We start from the raw sequence: 19,320 nt of genomic DNA on the forward strand, positions 1-19,320 counted from the left end.
CAGGACATGAAAAAGAAATTTTTAATATATAGTATGTTTTTGGCCTCTATTGCCATCGGTGGATGCTCGAGCTACTTCGACGTTGATACAAATGACATGTTGTTGGAGGAAGATTACGTGAAAGAATCAAATGAATTGTATTCAGGGTATATGGGTGTAGCCTCCAAAATGCAAACCTTAGCTGATCAAACTGTTTTTTTGAGCGATCTTCGGACGGACTTCTTAGAGCCTACAAATAATGCGCCACAGGATATTTGGGATTTGTATAATTTCAAAGAAAAGAAAGGAAATAGCTTCGCTGATCCCAAGGCCTATTATGATCTAATTGTGAATGCAAACGCGTATCTTAACAAAGTAATAACCTATCGGGAGCAATACCCCAAAGCGATTGAGGATGCACATTATCAGGCCTTGATATCTGGTGCAGTCCGATTCAAGGTATGGACGTATTTTACACTCGGAAAGCTGTATGGCCAGGTAGCCTATTTTGATGATCCACAGTTGGATCTGGAAAAAATTGATGAGATTCCACAGATCTCTTTTGAGCAACTACTTCCGAAACTTATTGCTTTGATGGAGACGGGGGTAGGCGGAGTCAACGGAAGCGTGGTGACCAATTGGGGAGACATTCTGTTTCCCGGTGTAGCAGCAAACCAGCAAGATCTAGTTTGGAATATGATATGCCCATCTCCTGAACCTTTACTGATGGAGCTTTATCTCTGCAATAAAGAATATTCAAAAGTTGTATCCTTAGGAATTCAGTTTATTTATGATAATGGTTCAGGCCGTTATAAGATCGGTAACGACGATTATAACGGAGAATGGGTGCAGTTTTTTACCCGTGATCCAATTACCAAGACGCGCGGTCTCATCAATATCGTTCCGTATGACTACGAAAGGAACCAGACGAATAGACTCATTCGATTCTTTTCGAACACACCCCCTTCGGTATATTATTTGAGGCCAACCGCTGTCGCTAGGGAACGATACGAAAACCAACTGCGTTACGATGGACACACATTAGGTGATCAGTATCGAGGACTTAATTACACCTATTATTTCCAGAACGGAAGTTGGGTCGTACGCAAATTTTCACGTGATCGTGAGGCCTCCTCCGAAATCCATAAAAACAATGTGCATATTGTTATCTATAGAGACGCTGATGTCCATTTTTTTATGATCGAGGCATTGAACAATATGGGGATGTTCGATCAGGCGGAAGCCCTACTGAATGATGGTATTGAACTTTATTTATCGAGGAATGCCGGAAATTTAAAGTACCCTTTCGACGATCTCGTTAGGAACAGCAGCTTGTCCAGAAATTGGGGGATTCGTCGTCGTGTCAATCTGTCGCCAGTATATCCAAATGGCATAACGAAATCGGAAACGATAGACAATGAGGAAAAGAAGATAGCCTACATGAAGGCGCTAGATCAATTGGTCGTTCAAGAAACACTAATGGAAAGTGCAGGAGAAGCAAAGGCGTTTTTTGCATTAATGCGCATCGCTAAACGCTGGAACGACCCCTCGCTATTGGCCGATATTGTTTCGGCGAAGTATCCAGCGGGACGTAAAGAACAGATCCGGGATTATCTCTTGAATCCGCAAAACTGGTACGTGAATTATCCGTTAAACTAACATGACGCGCTTAGAAGCATAAGCAACGTTCGGTGATGGAGGATTTGATCGCTCCATTACCGATCCTAGCGTTATTCGTCCATGGACCAGCCCGGAAGATACCGTAAAAACGACATGATTTTTTCCCTGTAGATTTCCGTATTTAGCCGATAGAAAAAAGCTCCCTTTTTAGAATTTTCCTTGTCCTTCTCTTTTAATTTGATGATCAGATCCGAAGCGAGGAGTTTTCTGCTGAAATTCCGTTTGTCCAGCTCAATGTTGTAGACACACTCATACAAAGAAGCTATCTGGGGTATAGTAAATTTTTCCGGCAGCAATTCGAATAGAATCGGATAAAGCGCAGCTTTGGTACGTAGCTCGCGCTTAGCTTTATCAATCATCTGCTGATGGTCAAAGATCAATTCGGGATATGTTGTCAACGGAAACCAATGTGCTTCGTATTCGTCACTGATAATGTGCTCGTACTGATGGGTATCGATGAGCGCGAAATAAGCTAAGCTGACCACACGACCATTACGCTCGCGGTTCGGGTCGCCAAAGATGCCGCAATCTTCCATGTACACGTTTTCTAAACCCGTTAGTTTCTTTAGGACCCTCGAAGCGGCTCCCTCTGGACTTTCATCAGGCTGAACAAATCCGCCCATAAGGCTCCATTTTCCTCGTTCAGGGTCAAATCCTCGCTTGATCAAAAGAATCTCCAGTGACTCGCCATTAAACCCAAAAATAATACAGTCTACTGCTAATAGTACTTTAGGTTCACTTTTGTAAAAATCCATAGTTGATTAGTCTTGCCATAAAAATTAGAATACAAATGTCTAGTATCTTTCTCAATCTCACAAATCAATCACAGAAATTATGAAATTTCTAGTTATTGATTGGCGATGAAGGAGGTTGTGTTCTGTTCGTTGTTCGATGTTTATCAACCTGTCGTGGGAATTCAACTAGCAGACAGTATCCGCCGGAAAAGAAAACTGAAGAAAAATAGCATAAAAATTTCATTTTATAAAAAAATAAATGTTAATTTGACACTAATAGTCTTAAACGACCTCTCTTTCAAATGCATGAATGAAGAGGGAAAGGCTGGATGAGGTGTGTTATAAATCAGTGTTATAAACCAGAATATAGATAATGAACAATTCTTATGTGATCGGAGTAGATTATGGGAGTGATTCCGTTCGATCCGTCTTGGTCGATGCAGGTAATGGTAGGGAGATTTCGTCGGCCGTCTTTTATTATCCCCGATGGAAGCGTGGGGAGTATTGCGACGCGTCGTCAAGTCAGTTTCGTCAACACCCTTTAGATTATATCGAAGGGTTAGAAACGACGATTCGAGAGTGCCTGAGAAAGGCTGGCGATGTAGATATTGCCAAAGCAGTGAAAGCAATTTCTGTGGACACCACAGGTTCTACACCCGTCGCCGTAAATGAGCAGGGGATCCCTTTGGCCTTATTGGATCAATTTGCAGATAATCCGAACGCGATGTTTGTCCTTTGGAAGGATCATACAGCCGTTCACGAAGCACAGCAGATCAATGATCACGCAAGGAAGTTTGATGTTGATTATTTACAATATGTGGGAGGGATCTATTCTTCAGAATGGTTTTGGGCGAAATTATTACATGTACTCCGGGCAGATAAGGACGTCCGTGAATCGCTATATACATGGGTAGAACATTGCGATTATATTCCGTTTCTATTGACCGGCGGGGGGCATGCATCTACCATTAAACGTAGTGTATGTGCTGCTGGACATAAATCGTTATGGGCAGCCGAGTTTGGCGGTCTTCCCCCAAATAGCTTTTTTAGCACATTAGACCCTGTTTTGGACGGCATTGTTGATCGTTTGTTTACCGACACGTATACATCCGCGGAAGCCGCAGGGACATTATCCGAAGAATGGGCAAGCCGTCTAGGGTTGTCGACGGATGTAGTCGTAGGCGTGGGTGCGTTTGATTGCCATATGGGAGCTGTGGGTGGACAAATCGAACCATATTACTTAAGCAAGGTGATGGGCACATCGACTTGTGATATGTTGGTCGCTCCGAAAGAGGAGATCGCCGACACACTGGTGCGAGGAATCTGCGGACAGGTGGACGGTTCGATTATTCCGGGAATGATCGGTATGGAAGCCGGACAATCAGCTTTTGGCGATGCATATGCTTGGTTTAAACAAGTGTTGATGTGGCCGTTGACGAATATATTAGGTGATGCATCTTCCCTAAACGAGGAAGAAAAGGCGAAAGTTTTCGAGCTTATAGAAGATCAATTGATCCCTCAATTGAGCAAAAAAGCGGAAGCACTGCCCGTGACTGCTGCTTCAGAAATGGCGGTCGATTGGTTTAATGGCCGTCGTACCCCCGATGCCGATCAAACACTAAAAGGCGCGTTGATGGGGCTACATTTAGGGACAGATGCCGCAAAAATCTTCCGGTCCATTGTAGAGGCTACCTGTTTTGGAGCAAAAAGTATTGTCGATCGTTTCATCGAGCAAGGAATTCCAGTGAAGGGATTAATCGGCTTGGGGGGCGTAGCGAAAAAATCTCCATACATCATGCAAACCATGGCTGATGTTATGAATATGCCGATCCGTATCCACAAAACAGAACAAACATGTGCCATTGGAGCGGCGATGTTTGCAGCTACGGCCGCAGGACTTTATCCCAGGGTAGAAGACGCCATGGATGCCATGGGACAAGGTTTCGAACGAACATATGAACCGCGGGCAGAACAGGTGGCCATCTATGCGCAGCGATATGCATACTATAAGAAGCTAGGTGCATTTATAGAAGCGAAAAACGAATGAATGGACTCGTGTAGTCATGGAACGAATGGAGTACATAAAGGAGCGCGTGGCGATCAACTTTTTTAGACTGCTGACTACAAAAAAAATAATATTGAATTTTAACTTTACTACCTATCATGTATACATCCATAAAAGAAGAGGCCTATCATTGCAATATGCAATTGCCTAAGTTGGGTTTGGTGCTGTTCACGTTCGGAAATGTAAGTGTGGCAGATCGCAGCAAAGGTGTTTTTGCGATCAAACCCAGTGGGGTTCCCTATGAAGACCTGTCGCCTGAGAAGATGGTTATCGTCGACTTCGAAGGCAACATCGTCGAAGGAAGCTTGCGCCCGTCTTCCGACACGAAGACTCATGCAGTGCTTTATAAACATTGGGAGCACATCGGTGGAATTACACATACCCATTCCACCTATGGCACCGCGTGGGCACAAAGCCAACGTGATATTCCCATCTTCGGTACAACGCATGCAGATCATTTGACTACAGATATTCCCTGTGCTCCGCCGATGAGCGATGAGATGATTGTGGGCAATTACGAATATGAAACTGGATTTCAGATTATCAACCATTTTGAACAGCAACAGCTCGATTACAAAGAAGTCGAAATGGTGTTAGTGGGCAACCATGCGCCATTTGCATGGGGGAAAACCGGCATTAAATCGGTGTACAATAGTGCGGTTTTAGAAACGGTAGCACAGATGGCCTATCTGACCGAGCAGATCAACCCGAAAGCTCCGCGCTTGAAAGATGCATTGATCAAAAAACATTACGACCGCAAACATGGAGGCGATGCGTACTACGGACAAGAGTAAGAAATAAGGATACCTTAAACACACAAACCATGCCGTTTGAAGGATACGAGCATGGGTGTGCATATAACTAACAAAACAAAAAATGAATATCGATTTAAAACAATTTGAAGTCTGGTTTATCACAGGTAGCCAGGATTTATATGGTGAGGAAACGCTTCGCCAAGTAGCCGTACACGCCGAAGAAATCGCTCAATATTTCTCTGCGCACAAAAATATTCCTGTACAAGTGGTCTACAAACCAATTGTTAAAAATAGCGACGAAATATACAACACATTAGTGGCGGCCAATGCTGCAACAAACTGTGTTGGCGTGATTACCTGGATGCATACCTTCTCTCCCGCAAAAATGTGGATTAGAGGATTGAATGCCTTGCAAAAGCCGCTTCTTCACTTGCACACCCAATACAATAGAGATATTCCTTGGGATAGCATCGATATGGATTTCATGAATTTGAATCAAAGTGCACACGGAGACCGCGAGTTTGGTCATATCGTTAGCCGATTAAATATCGGCAGAAAAGTCGTAACAGGATATTGGAAAGACGAAGACGTGTTGGAACGCATCAATATCTGGGCACGCGCGTCTGCCGCTTGGCACGATTGGCAAGGAGCTAAATTTGTTCGCTTTGGTGATAATATGCGTTATGTTGCTGTGACCGACGGCGATAAAGTTTCGGCAGAAACGCAGTTCGGCTTTTCGGTGAATACCTATGCCATTGGCGACTTAGTAGCCTTAATAAACGCCGTGAGTGAACAAGAGATTGCGGCATTATTGCAGGACTATGAATCCACCTACACGCTTGCGCCGAATGTCGTAGAAGGCGGCGAACAACGTCAAAGCTTGATAGAGGCCGCCAAGATTGAAGTCGGACTTCGTAAGTTTTTGGAAGCAGGTAATTATAAGGGGTTTACAGATACATTTGAGGATCTGCACGGTATGATCCAGTTGCCCGGACTAGCTGTTCAACGGTTAATGGCGGACGGTTATGGGTTTGCCGGAGAAGGCGATTGGAAGACGCCTGCACTAGTTCGAGCATGTAAAGTGATGGGGGCTGGATTGCCAGGCACTACGGCATTTATGGAAGATTATACGTACAACTTCGATCCGGAAAACGCGATGGTATTGGGTTCGCATATGTTAGAGGTGGATGCGGCTTTAGCGGCAGATAAACCACGCATTGAAGTACACCCGTTGGGTATCGGAGGTAAAGCTGATCCAGCACGTTTGGTGTTCAACGGTATTAGCGGACCTGCCCTCAATGCTTCACTAGTGGATATGGGAACACGTTTCCGTTTGATCGTCAATAAAGTGGAGGGGGTTCCGGTGCAGGAGAATCTTCCAAAACTTCCAGTTGCGCGCGTCCTTTGGAAGCCCCTTCCCGATATGAAAACGGGATGTAGTGCTTGGATTTACGCGGGTGGTGCACACCATACCGCTTACAGTTTAAGTTTGACGCCCGAATATCTTGAAGATTTCGCACGTATTGCTGGGGTGGAATATGTCGCGATTGACGAGCAAACAACACTGACAAATTTAGAAAATCAGCTAAAGTGGAATGAGTTATACTACTTGCTGAAAAAATAAACCTAAAAAGGCTCCCCTTTGTGCGTGTTCAAACACGGTGCGGGGGCCTTCTTCATAAACAGCACACAAAAACATGGAAAAATTTGCAACTGTAGACTACGTCATCTTCGTAATCTACTTCTTCATTGTCGCCGGATATGGCTACTGGATTTATCACAAGAAAACAGGCGCTCAAAATAGCAGCAAAGACTATTTTCTTGCCGAGGGTTCATTAACCTGGTGGGCAATCGGCGCATCGTTGATCGCTTCCAATATCTCAGCAGAACAATTTATCGGAATGAGTGGAAATGGCTTCGAAGTGGGGATCGCCGTAGCGGCTTACGAACTTATTGCAGCGGTTGCGCTGATCATCGTAGCGGTATGGTTTATACCGGTCTATTTAAAGAATAAGATTTTTACGATGCCGCAATTCCTGAATAATCGATACAACGAGACAACCAGCTTAATCATGGCGGTGTTTTGGCTCTTCTTATACGTATTCGTCAACCTCACTTCGATCCTCTACCTCGGAGCGATTGCGATATCGAGTATGGCAGGGGGTGGAGAGAGCTTCCATATCATCATGGTAGCCTTAGCGGTGTTCGCGGTCATTATCACCTTAGGCGGAATGCGCGTCATCGGTTTTACAGACGTAATTCAAGTAATTGTACTCATTATCGGAGGAATAGCGACAACCTACGTTGCGTTGACATTAGTCAGTGAACATTTCGGATTGGGCAAAGATGTCCTTGCGGGTTTTAACAAGCTGATGGAGGACTCCCCGAGCCATTTTAATATGATCGTCGAGAAACCTGGACCTGGTGCTACACAGGAGGAAATCAATAAGTACTTGATGTTGCCCGGCATTGGAATGTATTTGGCCGGAATTTGGATTGTGAACCTCAACTATTGGGGCTGTAATCAATACATTACCCAACGTGCATTGGGCGCTGATTTAAAAACAGCCCGTACGGGGATTCTTTTCGCCGGATTATTAAAACTGTTGATGCCTATCATTGTTATGCTTCCCGGAATCGCGGCCTATGTGTTGTATAAAAACGGAGCGTTGCAGGAAGAGATGGCTCCGGGAGGGGTATTCCATGCAGACAATGCATATTCTGCCATCCTCGGATACCTGCCCAACGGGATGAAAGGTTTGGCACTTGCCGCATTAACGGCAGCCATTGTGGCAGGATTAGCCGGAAAAGCAAATAGTATTGCTACGATCTTTACGTTGGATATTTATAAGAAGTACATCCGTAAAGAAGCCAGCGAAACCAAAATGGTGTGGGTGGGTAAAATTACGATTGTGGTTTCTATCCTCGTGTCGGTTTTATTTACGTGGAACGATACCTTGGGAATCGGAGGTGCTGGTGGATTCACCTTTATCCAAAAATATACCGGTTTCATCAGTCCTGGAGTTTTTGCGATGTTCCTGTTAGGAATGTTTTGGAAAAGGACAACAGGAGCGGCAGCGATCACGGGTTTGATCACGGGATTCGGTTTGTCGGTTTTCTTCAACGAATTTGCGACCAAAGTATTTGGTCCCGAGACATGGATTTATACCGCTTACCTAAACAAAAACGGTATCTATGAAATTCCTTTCCAGATTTGTATGGGCTTAGCCTTTGCGTTTACTATGGTCTTAATGGTTGCGGTCAGCCTGTTCGGTCCAAAGGAAAATCCAAAAGCCTTTGCGTTGGATCGGAAAATGTTCAAGGTCGAGCCGTCGGTAATGGTGCTGATTGTGATTACTTTATTGTTGGTTACCGCGATCTATGTTCGTTTTTGGTAACGGAATAACAAACATGCCAATATAAACTTCAGATAATATGAACAGAAAATTTTTAACCGCTCTACTATTGGCCGCCGCGTTTACATACGCCTGCCAATCGGGAGCCAACAAGCAAACAGAAGGAACGGCAGCGACAGCAGATTCTTCCGCAAAAACGTTTGACACACAGATCGACGGAAAAGACGTTAGGCTATTCAGTCTGAAAAACGGAGATATATCCGTTTCGTTGACTAATTACGGAGCGCGATTGGTAAGTCTGCATGTTCCCGACAAATCCGGCAATCTGACCGACGTCATTTTAGGTTATGATACCGCAGATGAGTTCAAAGAGAATGCTAGTAATTTCTATGGGGCCATTGTGGGTCGCTATGGTAACCGCATCGGAAATGCATCGTTTACGCTGAATGGAACCACGTACGAACTGGAAAAAAATGACGGAAAGAACTCCTTACACGGAGGCACAAATGGGGTCTATAACAAGGTTTGGGAGGTAAAGAATAATTCTGATACCTCCATTACTTTACGTTATGTGTCGCCAGATCGTGAAGCGGGCTATCCCGGAACGGTAGATATGCAGGTGACCTATACATTGACACGCGAAGGTGCGCTGGCCGTCGACTACCATGCGACAACGGATAAAGAGACCGTATTGAATTTGACCAACCATGCCTACTTCAACCTCAATGGCGCAGGAAGCTCAACGATCTTGGACCATGAACTACAGATTGATGCCGCTGCCATCACCGAAGTCGACTCGACGTTGATTCCTACAGGTAAAAGTCTGCCGGTATCAAATACACCATTTGATTTTCAACAGCCGCACGTCATCGGGGAACGCATTGAAGCCGACGATGTACAGCTGAAGATTGGAAAAGGATATGATCATAATTTTGAACTGTCGAAACAAGACGGCTTTCAAAAAGTAGCTTCGGTCTACGCCCCATCAACAGGCATAGAAATGCAGGTGTTCACGACAGAACCGGGGTTACAATTTTACAGCGGAAATTTCATGTCGGATACCGATGCAAAGGGCAAAGGAGGAAAAGCATATCCTTTCCGTTCAGCATTCTGTCTTGAAACGCAGCATTTTCCAGATGCCCCAAATCATCCGACGTTTAAATCAACCGTCTTGAAACCTGGGCAGACCTATTCTTCTAAAACGACATATAAGTTTGTACGACGCTAAACGCTATCGACCATGCATAAATTAACCTATTTAATGGCCGCATTCACGCTCGGAGTCTCTAGCTTATGGGCGCAGGAACCGGTTGATTTCACCATAGAGCTAGACAAGCCGACGGGAAAAATATCGCCACACATGTGGGGTGTATTTTTTGAAGATATCAATATGGGGGCCGATGGCGGCATTTACGCGGAGTTGGTAAAAAACCGATCTTTTGAATTTGACGAGCCCTGGATGGGCTGGAAAAAATTGGATAAATCGCCTGAAGGGACTTTCCTAATTGTCAATGACACGAAGCGAAAGGGCAATGCACGTTCGCTTCATGTACATAAGCCATTTCCGGAGAAATTAGGATTACAGAACGAGGGCTTTCGTGGAATGGGGGTCAAGGCCGGGGAACACTATAGTTTTTCCGTAAACTACAAGCTGTCGAAACCCGGACTCAAGATGCGCGTCGAATTAGTCAACGAGCAGGATAAAACGATCGGCGGAGGCACGCTTTCGCTCGTCGATAACGCGGGTTGGCAAACAGCATCTGTCGAGTTCACCGCGGCTGAAACGACAGCGAAGGCCAAGCTCAATGTATGGATAGAAGGTACAGGCGATGCGGCCTTTGATATGCTATCGCTTTTTCCAAAGGAGACTTGGAAAAACCGCCCCAAAGGTTTACGCAAGGATATGGTACAAATCTTAGCGGATATGAAGCCGGGGTTTGTTCGCTTCCCGGGCGGCTGTATTGTGGAAGGGCGCGATCTAGCAACCCGTTTCCAGTGGAAGAAGACGGTTGGACCGATTGAAGAGAGAGAATTGATCATCAACCGATGGAATACGGAGTTTAAACACCGGCTCACCCCCGATTACTTTCAGACCTTCGGACTGGGATTCTATGAATATTTTTTGCTGTCGGAAGACATCGGCGCTGAACCGGTGCCTATTCTCAACTGTGGTATGGCTTGTCAGTTTAATACCGGCGAAGTGGTGCCTTTGGATGAATTGGATCCATATATACAAGATGCGTTGGATTTGATCGAGTTTGCGAATGGTGCCGTAGAAACTCCGTGGGGTAAATTGCGCGCTGAAATGGGACATCCGGAACCGTTCCACTTGAAAATGCTAGGCGTAGGAAACGAAAACTGGGGACCGCAATATGTGGAACGCTTAGACGCATTCAAAAAGGTCCTCAACGATAAGCATCCGGAAATCGCTATTATCGCCAGTTCGGGGACAGATCCTGAAGGGGAACGTTTTGAATTCTTGGATGAAAAACTCCGAAGCATGAAGATCGACATAATCGATGAACACTACTACCGTCCACCATCTTGGTTTTTGTCGGGCGCGGCACGATATGACGACTATGATAGAAAGGGGGCAAAGATTTTTGCCGGCGAATACGCGTCGCATACAACACGTCCGAATGGTCCAGGGCGTAGCACGTGGGAAGCGGCGCTGTCAGAAGCTGCTTTTCTGACCGGCGTAGAGCGCAATGCAGATGTCGTTACAATGGCATCGTATGCTCCTCTTTTCGGGCATCTCGATGGTTGGCAATGGTCGCCGGATCTAATCTGGGTAGACAACCTACAGGTGTATGGCACGCCAAGCTATCAGGTGCAAAAATTGTATTCCCTGACAAAAGGCACCGAGATTATCCCAATTAAGCGTAACGGGGCAAATGTGATCGGACAAGATAGCTTGTATGCATCTACCGTGTATGACGAAAAAAGCAAACAGCTTGTCATCAAATTTGTCAACTACAATAGCAAACCTGTACAAGCCAATTTTGTATTAAATTCGAAAAAGAAACTGGGAACTAGTGCTACTAAAATCACGTTAGCGAATGCGGACCTGAACGTAGCCAACAGTTTCGAAGAGCCGCTCAACATACAACCGAAAGAAGAAAAAGTATCTTACAAAGGTAAACGTTTGACAGAAACATTTACACCGTATTCCTTTACAGTGATTAAAATACCGGTCAGATAAAAGTTCGATGGAAACGGATCGAAAAAGCAAATACAGCGATGTATTTGCTTTTTTTGTTTTCAGTAGGTTGCTTTTCTTGTTTTTCCAAAAATGCACTTTGATCGGTGTTTTGAACGGATTCTCAACCCTTTTGACATATTATTCAACATCCAAAAATACCTTTCCGTCTAGCTTTGTTTTATCGGCTTGGACGCATACTTCCAAGAAGATGTTGTAAACCGAAATACTTAACGATGCACCGCGGGGAGAAGTATCTTGTCCGCAAAAATGTTAACCATTGTACAAAAGAACATGAAACCTACGTAGCAAACTCGAAAATCTTAACTCTGAAGCAGTAGCTGTGTATAGCCCAGAAACTGCGTGAAAAGCGATTATTATTAAAGCTAACCAAAGCAAACTATGTTAAAACAAATTACTAAAACGTATTCGAAAGCAATACTTATGCTTTTATGTGCGCTACTCTATACACTGTATGGTCTGGCGCAACAAACAGAACGGAAAGGCCGGGTAACAGATGCCTCCACGGGCAGTAGCCTGGGAGGGGTAACGGTTTCCGTCAAAGGGAAGACGGCGAGCACGCAAACGGCGGCAGACGGATCGTTTTCCATCCCAGCCGAACAAGGCGCGACGCTTCTTTTTACCTATGTAGGTTATACCGAAAAAGAACTTTCTGTCGGTGCCGGTACAACGTTGAATGTTACATTGAACCCCGCCGAAAATGTCTTGGATGAACTGGTGGTTGTAGGATACGGCTCGCAAAAGCGGTCGGACATCACCGGATCGGTTGCTTCTGTTCCAAAAGACCGCCTATCAAAACTTCCCGTAAATAACGTGATGCAAGCGATTCAAGGAGCTGTGGCGAACGTAACGATTAGTCAATCCTCGTCCATTCCAGGCGACTCACCCTCGGCACTGGTCAGGGGAATAAATTCCATGAGTGCCGGTACAGGGCCTTATGTGGTGGTCGATGGAATTCCGTTGTCAAAAACGGATGGATCGATCAACGATATCAACCCAAATGATATTGAATCCGTCGAGATTTTGAAAGATCCGTCAGCGGTAGCTATTTATGGTGTAAATGGGTCAAATGGGGTTATTCTGATCACCACCAAAAGAGGGAATACCGGCAAACCCACGATTAAATACAGTGGATATGGGGGAGTTGAAGAAGCAGCACATATATTGGAACCTGCCTCTCCTGAGGAGTTGCTCAATAGGTACGCGGAATATGCTAGAATTACAAATACCAGCTTGTACAATGGTGGTCCCGTACGCAACCAGTTTGAATTCGATAATTATAAAAACGGCGTGACGACAGATTGGTTGGACGCTGTGATGCAAACCGGTGTCATCCAGAATCATAACATAGGTCTATCAGGAGGCAGCGAAAATGCCCGGTATTTTGTCTCGACCGACTACCTCAACCAGAAGGGTATTTTGAGGGGATATAATTACAAGCGTTATTCCTTCCGTGCCAATACCGACTTTGATGCCACAAAATATTTGACAGTGGGTACATCGGCTTTTGTCGTAGCACACAATCGAGATGGCGGACGCGCCAATCTCTTACAGGCGGCGGCCATGAGTCCTTATGCGCGTATGTATAACGATGACGGTACACTGACCCAGTTTCCAATGTACTCCGAGCAGCTGTGGGCAAACCCTCTGTTGCCCACAACACTGAACCCAGAGCGGCGTGAATTTAATATTTCTTTAAACGGTTATGCAGAGGTAGATTTTGGTCAGATTTTACCGGCATTAAACGGGTTGAAATATAAATTCAATGGCGGTTACTCGTTTGTGCCCAAGCGTATAAACGAATATGAAGGCGAATCGGCTTATAATTTCGCAGGTTTGGGACGTATCACGAATCAGGAGTCGCAAACGTATACTATAGAAAATATTTTGACATATAATCGGGATTTTGGCCTCCACCATATTGATTTTACAGGACTGTATGCTGCAAAAAGCAAGTACTATCAAGAAGCGGTAGCCACGGGAGAAGTTTTTCCGAATGATGCATTAGGATGGGGCAACTTAGGAGGGGCATCCACCCAAAAAGTATCCTCATACGCCGATTTATATCGATCAATTTCCCAAATGGGGCGTATCAATTACGGATACGATAGCCGGTATATGTTAACCTTAACCGTGCGTCGGGACGGAGCATCCGTTTTCGGAGATAACCATAAATATGGCATGTTTCCGTCGGCTGCCGTAGCTTGGAATATTCACAACGAGTCGTTTATGTCCAGCACAAAAGATGTCGTAAGCAATTTAAAACTGCGCGTATCCTACGGTGTTTCGGGTAATGAGGGTATTGGTATTTACCAGGCCTTATCGTTGATGAATTCAAATCCATTTGCCATGAATGGCTTGTCCAACGCGGCTATCCGTTACCGGACGCGCATGGGAAGCGATGACTTGCGTTGGGAAAAAACGGCAGGATTCAATACTGGCGTAGACTTCGGCTTGTGGAACAACCGATTGAATGGTAGCATCGATTTCTACAACACCAATACGCAGGATATGCTTTTATTACAGAACCTCCCTCGCCTGACGGGATTTGTCGACGTATGGTCCAATCTAGGGAAAGTGGAAAACAGCGGGTTGGATATCACGTTAAACTCAAAAAATATAACGAAAGAGAACTTTACATGGGCAACAACAGTGGTTTTCTCCCGTAATTGGAACAAGATTGTCGACGTGTATGGAGACGGAAAAGACGATTTGGGAAACCGTTGGTTTATCGGTGAACCGCTTGGCGTTATCTACGACTATACCAAGGTGGGTATCTGGCAAGAAGAGGAGATTGCTAATGGCGTAAATAAAGGATGGGATGAACAAGCCGAAGCAGGAGCCGTAAAACTGGCAGATTTAAGCGGCGACGGAATTATCAATAACGATGACCGCTCGATCTTAGGGCAAACAGCTCCAAAATGGACGGGAGGGATCACCAATACCTTCACCTATAAAGATTTTTCGTTAAATGTTTTTATCAATACGGTACAAGGTGCCATGCGTAATAATCCACAGATAGGTGCTGCCGCGGACGAATTGGGACGACGGAGTGCACCAGCCGAAATCGGATATTGGACGCCCGAAAATAAAAGCAATGAATGGCGTTCATTGAGTAATAGATCAAATATATATGGGTATGGTTTTCCGACGAACGCAAGTTTTACCCGCCTAAAAGATGTAACATTTAGCTATAATTTGCCGAAGGATGTCGCCAGTCGGATTGGCGTAGGTGGGGTTACAGTCTACGCAAGCGGTCGGAACCTGTACACGTGGACCAACTGGATTGGATGGGATCCGGAAGCTCGGGATATTACCCGCGGGTCGACAAATGATAATATAAACTATCCGATGGTTCGCAGTTACATTTTCGGAGTTAACCTTACATTTTAAAACAACATCATGAAAAGATATAGATATATAAAGCTGTTTGTGGTACTTGCAGCCCTTGGGGTAGGGACGGTTTCATGTAGTGATAGCTTCTTAGATGAAAAACCGTACTCCAATTACGATGCTGGAGCTAACGATCCAACGACGGTCGAGAATCAATTGTTAGGTTTGCATTACATTTATGCGGAATTATGGGGGATGAGTAGCCAGCAAGGATTTTTATCGTGCTGGCAGATTGGAATGGATATCACGAGTGCAGGAGCGACCCAGGGCGTAGAAAACCCGTTTTACCAATATGCCGATCTGAATTCGGAGAACGCTGGCGTAAGTTTTCTTTGGCAGAAAAGTTATGAATTCATTAACAATGCAAATGGCATCATTAAATCTGTGGGGGAGAGCAATCCAGCCGCAGCAGCGGAAGCAAGATTCTTTCGTGCGTATGCGTATAACACGTTAGTCACATTATGGGGAGACGTGCCGTTGTTGACGGAGCCTATTACTGTTCCGACGTTTGACAACAAGCGCGTTGCCGTCGCCACCATTGATGCCGTGATTGATGAAGACCTTACTTTTGCGGTCGCAAATCTGCCCGATGTAGGCTCGGCTGCTGCCGAGAGCCGGATTAACAAAGACATGGCTCGACAGCTTGCGGCAGAGGCCTATTTACGCATCGGTATGCGGGACAATTCTTTCTTCAAAAAAGCGGAAGACATGACATCCGCGATTATCGATGGGGCGAAATATAAATTAATCGAAGCCCGCTATGGTAAATACCTAGCAGAAGGAGGAGACTACTACCGGGACATGTTCCGTCAAGGTAATATGCGCCGATCAGAAGGTAATACGGAAGCTATTTGGACGTTCGAGCTCGAGTTTAATCGAGAAGTGAACGGCGGAACGATTGATAATCCACAGCACCGTCGTGTGTGGCAGCCGGCGTATCACAAATGGGATGGGATGGTCAATGCAGATTCGCTGGGAGGACGCGGTAACGGCCGGCTCCGGTTGAGCAATTTTATGAAGTATACGGTCTGGAAAGGGCTAGGAGGGGATATCCGAAACAGTAACTATAACATCCGTCGTACGACGAACTATAACCGGCCAAATTTTAGTGCGACGATCGGTCTCGATGCGGATGGCTATCGTGTTGCCGAAAATGCCGGCGTTAGAAACATAACGATCAAGACCGGCGACAAAGTGATTCCATTCCGCACCGATAGTTTAGAGGTATGGTATCCGTTCCCGACCAAATGGGGAGGATATGATCCCATAGACGACTTCGGCTATGCGTTGGTGAAAGACTGGCCGGTTATGCGATTTGGCGAGACCTATTTGTTACGAGCGGAGGCGCGTTTGCGCCAGGGTAATACCGCGGGTGCGGCAGCAGACATCAATGTATTGCGTGACCGCGCGTTTAAGACTATTCGTCAGGCTAATGGAAACGCCAATCTTGGAAAAGTTAGCGCTTCCGATATGACCGTCGACTTTATCTTGGATGAACGTGCGCGGGAGTTAGTCGCTGAAGAGAACCGACGGATGACACTGGTGCGTACCGGAAAATTAAAAGAGCGCATTGCACGAAATGGTGACGCCAGTCCGACCAATAAGATAACTTCCGGTTTCCAGGATTATCATGTTCTTTTACCCATTCCATTGAGCGAAATTCAGTTAAATAATAAGGAAGGGGAATCCTTGGTACAAAATCCTGGTTATTCGAAATAACGGGTAAACGCTGGGACTAAAGTCTCCTATAAAGTATAGCCCTGGGGGGTAATAGACCTTTAGGGGCTATACTTTTGTTCAGGGGGCAGGCAGCAGTTTCGACTGAACCAAAAACAAACATATTTGAATCAAAAATAGATGGAAATAATAAATGTGTTTTGTACATTTGTTATACGCTTGCTAACCAATGTATTCGAATAGTTATTTGTGAAAATTCATTCATAAACAAGTTGTACAGGACATTTTGGGGCGTGCACAGCGCAGTTGTCGCCGGGCAGAAAACACCGTTGGTCCGCTCGCGATACACCGTAGTCACGTAGTAAATAAGAAAGGATGAACCAAATCATATATAGGGGATTAACCGTTTTACTTCTGGTAAGTAACGTTTGTCGGATCTATGGACAGAACGACCAACGAATTCCACAGGAAAAAGACATGGCCGCGTATCTGTTGGCGTATTTCAAAGACGAAAGCCACGGGTTATATTTTGCATTAAGCCGTGACGGCTATACGTTTACCGATATCAACAGTGGACAGCCCATTATTGCAGGAGATTCGATCGCCGAACAGAAAGGTATCCGAGACCCGTATATCATGCGTGGTATGGATGGATACTTCTATATGGCGATGACGGATCTGCACATCTATGCTAAACAAGCTGGCTACCGAACGACCGAATGGGAGCGCGACGGTAAAGAGTTTGGCTGGGGCAACAATAAAAATATCGTTTTAATGAAATCTAAAGACCTCCTCCATTGGTCACACGCGTTATTGCGTGTCGATCAGGCCTTTCCGGGCTGGGAGGATATTGGTTGTGCTTGGGCCCCTCAGCTGTTTTACGAAGACACGACGGGAAAAATGATGATTTATTTTACGTTGCGATTTCGTAATGGCTTGAGCCAACTGTATTACGCCTTTCTTGATCCGACCTTCTCTCGGCTGGAAGCAGCCCCCAAATTGCTTTTTCAATATCCGAAGTACAATAAAGCATATATCGACGGGGATATCACAAAGGTTGGCGACAGCTATCATCTATTTTATGTGTCACACGACGGAACCGCCGGAATTAAACAAGCGGTGTCTGATTCATTGCGCGGCGGGTATCAATATGATCCGGCATGGTACGATCCGGAAGAGCACGCCTGCGAGGCGCCTCATATTTGGAAACGTATTGGGGAAGATAAATGGGTATTGATGTACGACGTATATGGCATTACACCGCATAATTTTGGATTTAGCGAAACGACCGACTTCAAGACATTCACGTCTATTGGCCGGTTTAACGAGGGGAAAATGAAAACAACCAACTTCCAGTCTCCAAAACATGGGTCGGTTATCCACCTGACCAAAACGGAGGCGGATCGTTTGGAAAATTATTGGAAAAGAAATGATTAGGTTAGCTAATAGAACCCTGCAAGAAAGCGGTATGTTGTTGATCACGCTATTGATCAGTATAACCGTAACGTACGCACAACAACGTCCCACGCCGTTCCGCGTCGGTATGCCGTTGGATTCTATTCGTTTAAGCGACCCGTACATCCTGGCCGACCGAAACACGAGCACGTATTATATGACCGGAACAGGGGGCAAGTTATGGAAAAGCCATGATTTGAAATACTGGACAGGCCCGTTTGACGTGGTTCAGCACGACACCGCTTCTTGGATGGGTAAACGACCGGACATATGGGCGGCCGAAATACATGCTTATGAAGGCAAGTACTATTACTTTGGCACGTTTACGAATACAGCGGTCAAGATTGATACGGTTAAAGGAAATATCATTGATCGTCGCGCAAGCCATGTGCTGGTCAGCGATCGGGCAGAAGGGCCGTATACACCGTTAAATGATTCGCTTTATCTACCGGCTCACATGCCGACATTGGACGGTACTTTTTGGGTAGACGTCGACCAAAAACCGTATATGGTATTTTGTCACGAATGGTTACAAAATTGGGACGGTACCGTGGAGAAGATCGAATTGAAAAAAGATCTAAGCGGGACGGTAGGAAAATCAACCTTGCTATTTAAAGCGAGTGCTTCGCCTTGGAGCAGAGAGAATGTGGACGGCCAAACAGTTCCGAATAAGGTTACAGACGGACCTTGGCTCTTTCGGACACAGACCGGGAAACTGGGTATGCTTTGGACAAGTTGGGTGTTCGATGTATACACGCAGGGAGTTGCGTATTCAACAAGCGGAACATTAGATGGCCCCTGGATACAAGAAAAGCTACCATTTACACCACCCAACTACGGGCACGGCATGCTATTTCGAACATTTGAAGGTAAATTGTTGATGTCCGTGCATAGCAACAAAAATGTCGACGGACGACATATCCGTTATCCACATTTCTTTACAATAGATGATTCGGGAGATAAGTTGGTCCTGGGAGAACTATTGGATTAAGCGTAGACAAAAAGA

12 protein-coding genes are annotated in these 19,320 nt (G+C 45.4%); 11 read left to right on the forward strand and 1 reads right to left on the reverse strand.

Translation table 11 applies throughout. The annotated features are described in order from the left end of the window. The first annotated feature begins 6 nt into the window (after positions 1–6). Positions 7–1,638, forward strand: coding sequence for a RagB/SusD family nutrient uptake outer membrane protein (locus ACFSR5_RS10235; RefSeq protein ID WP_380903376.1), 1,632 nt, complete (start codon positions 7–9; stop codon positions 1,636–1,638). Positions 1,639–1,709: 71 nt separating this feature from the next. Here ACFSR5_RS10235 and ACFSR5_RS10240 read toward each other — a convergent pair whose 3' ends face one another. Beyond that, on the reverse strand, positions 1,710–2,414 hold the full coding sequence (locus ACFSR5_RS10240) for an NUDIX hydrolase (protein ID WP_380903378.1): 705 nt from the start codon (positions 2,412–2,414) through the stop codon (positions 1,710–1,712). 352 nt (positions 2,415–2,766) lie between these two features. On the opposite strand from ACFSR5_RS10240, the gene ACFSR5_RS10245 reads away from it, so the two are divergent. From ACFSR5_RS10245 to ACFSR5_RS10290, 10 genes are all read left to right on the forward strand, one after another. After that, the gene (locus ACFSR5_RS10245; RefSeq protein WP_380903380.1) at positions 2,767–4,440 is read left to right on the forward strand and encodes a ribulokinase; all 1,674 of its coding nucleotides are present in this window, start codon (positions 2,767–2,769) and stop codon (positions 4,438–4,440) included. A 116-nt stretch (positions 4,441–4,556) separates the two neighbouring features. Further along, entirely contained in the window at positions 4,557–5,252 is a 696-nt protein-coding gene (locus ACFSR5_RS10250; RefSeq protein WP_380903382.1) for an L-ribulose-5-phosphate 4-epimerase, read from the forward strand. 82 nt (positions 5,253–5,334) lie between these two features. Continuing rightward, complete coding sequence (gene araA, locus ACFSR5_RS10255; protein ID WP_380903384.1) at positions 5,335–6,837, forward strand: L-arabinose isomerase; 1,503 nt, start codon at positions 5,335–5,337, stop codon at positions 6,835–6,837. Positions 6,838–6,910: 73 nt separating this feature from the next. Then, positions 6,911–8,611 carry a sodium:solute symporter family transporter gene (locus tag ACFSR5_RS10260; protein ID WP_380903386.1) on the forward strand — a complete coding sequence of 567 codons (1,701 nt, stop codon included), beginning with the start codon at positions 6,911–6,913 and terminating at the stop codon, positions 8,609–8,611. 37 nt (positions 8,612–8,648) lie between these two features. Then, positions 8,649–9,797, forward strand: a complete 1,149-nt coding sequence (locus ACFSR5_RS10265; protein ID WP_380903388.1) for an aldose epimerase family protein — start codon at positions 8,649–8,651, stop codon at positions 9,795–9,797. A gap of 12 nt (positions 9,798–9,809) precedes the next feature. Beyond that, positions 9,810–11,771 carry an alpha-L-arabinofuranosidase C-terminal domain-containing protein gene (locus tag ACFSR5_RS10270; protein ID WP_380903390.1) on the forward strand — a complete coding sequence of 654 codons (1,962 nt, stop codon included), beginning with the start codon at positions 9,810–9,812 and terminating at the stop codon, positions 11,769–11,771. A gap of 399 nt (positions 11,772–12,170) precedes the next feature. Next, positions 12,171–15,182: a SusC/RagA family TonB-linked outer membrane protein gene (locus ACFSR5_RS10275; protein WP_380903392.1), complete on the forward strand. Its 3,012-nt coding sequence runs from the start codon at positions 12,171–12,173 to the stop codon at positions 15,180–15,182. Positions 15,183–15,191: 9 nt separating this feature from the next. Further along, positions 15,192–16,901, forward strand: a complete 1,710-nt coding sequence (locus ACFSR5_RS10280) for a RagB/SusD family nutrient uptake outer membrane protein (protein ID WP_380903394.1) — start codon at positions 15,192–15,194, stop codon at positions 16,899–16,901. A 333-nt stretch (positions 16,902–17,234) separates the two neighbouring features. Then, entirely contained in the window at positions 17,235–18,296 is a 1,062-nt protein-coding gene (locus ACFSR5_RS10285; protein ID WP_380903396.1) for a glycoside hydrolase family 43 protein, read from the forward strand. Continuing rightward, entirely contained in the window at positions 18,289–19,305 is a 1,017-nt protein-coding gene (locus ACFSR5_RS10290) for a glycoside hydrolase family 43 protein (protein WP_380903398.1), read from the forward strand. The genes ACFSR5_RS10285 and ACFSR5_RS10290 overlap by 8 nt, the downstream gene beginning before the upstream one ends. Positions 19,306–19,320: the final 15 nt, after the last annotated feature.

It is taken from the genome of Sphingobacterium suaedae (assembly GCF_042684625.1).
In the GTDB taxonomy this organism is placed as follows: Bacteria; Bacteroidota; Bacteroidia; order Sphingobacteriales; family Sphingobacteriaceae; genus Sphingobacterium; species Sphingobacterium suaedae.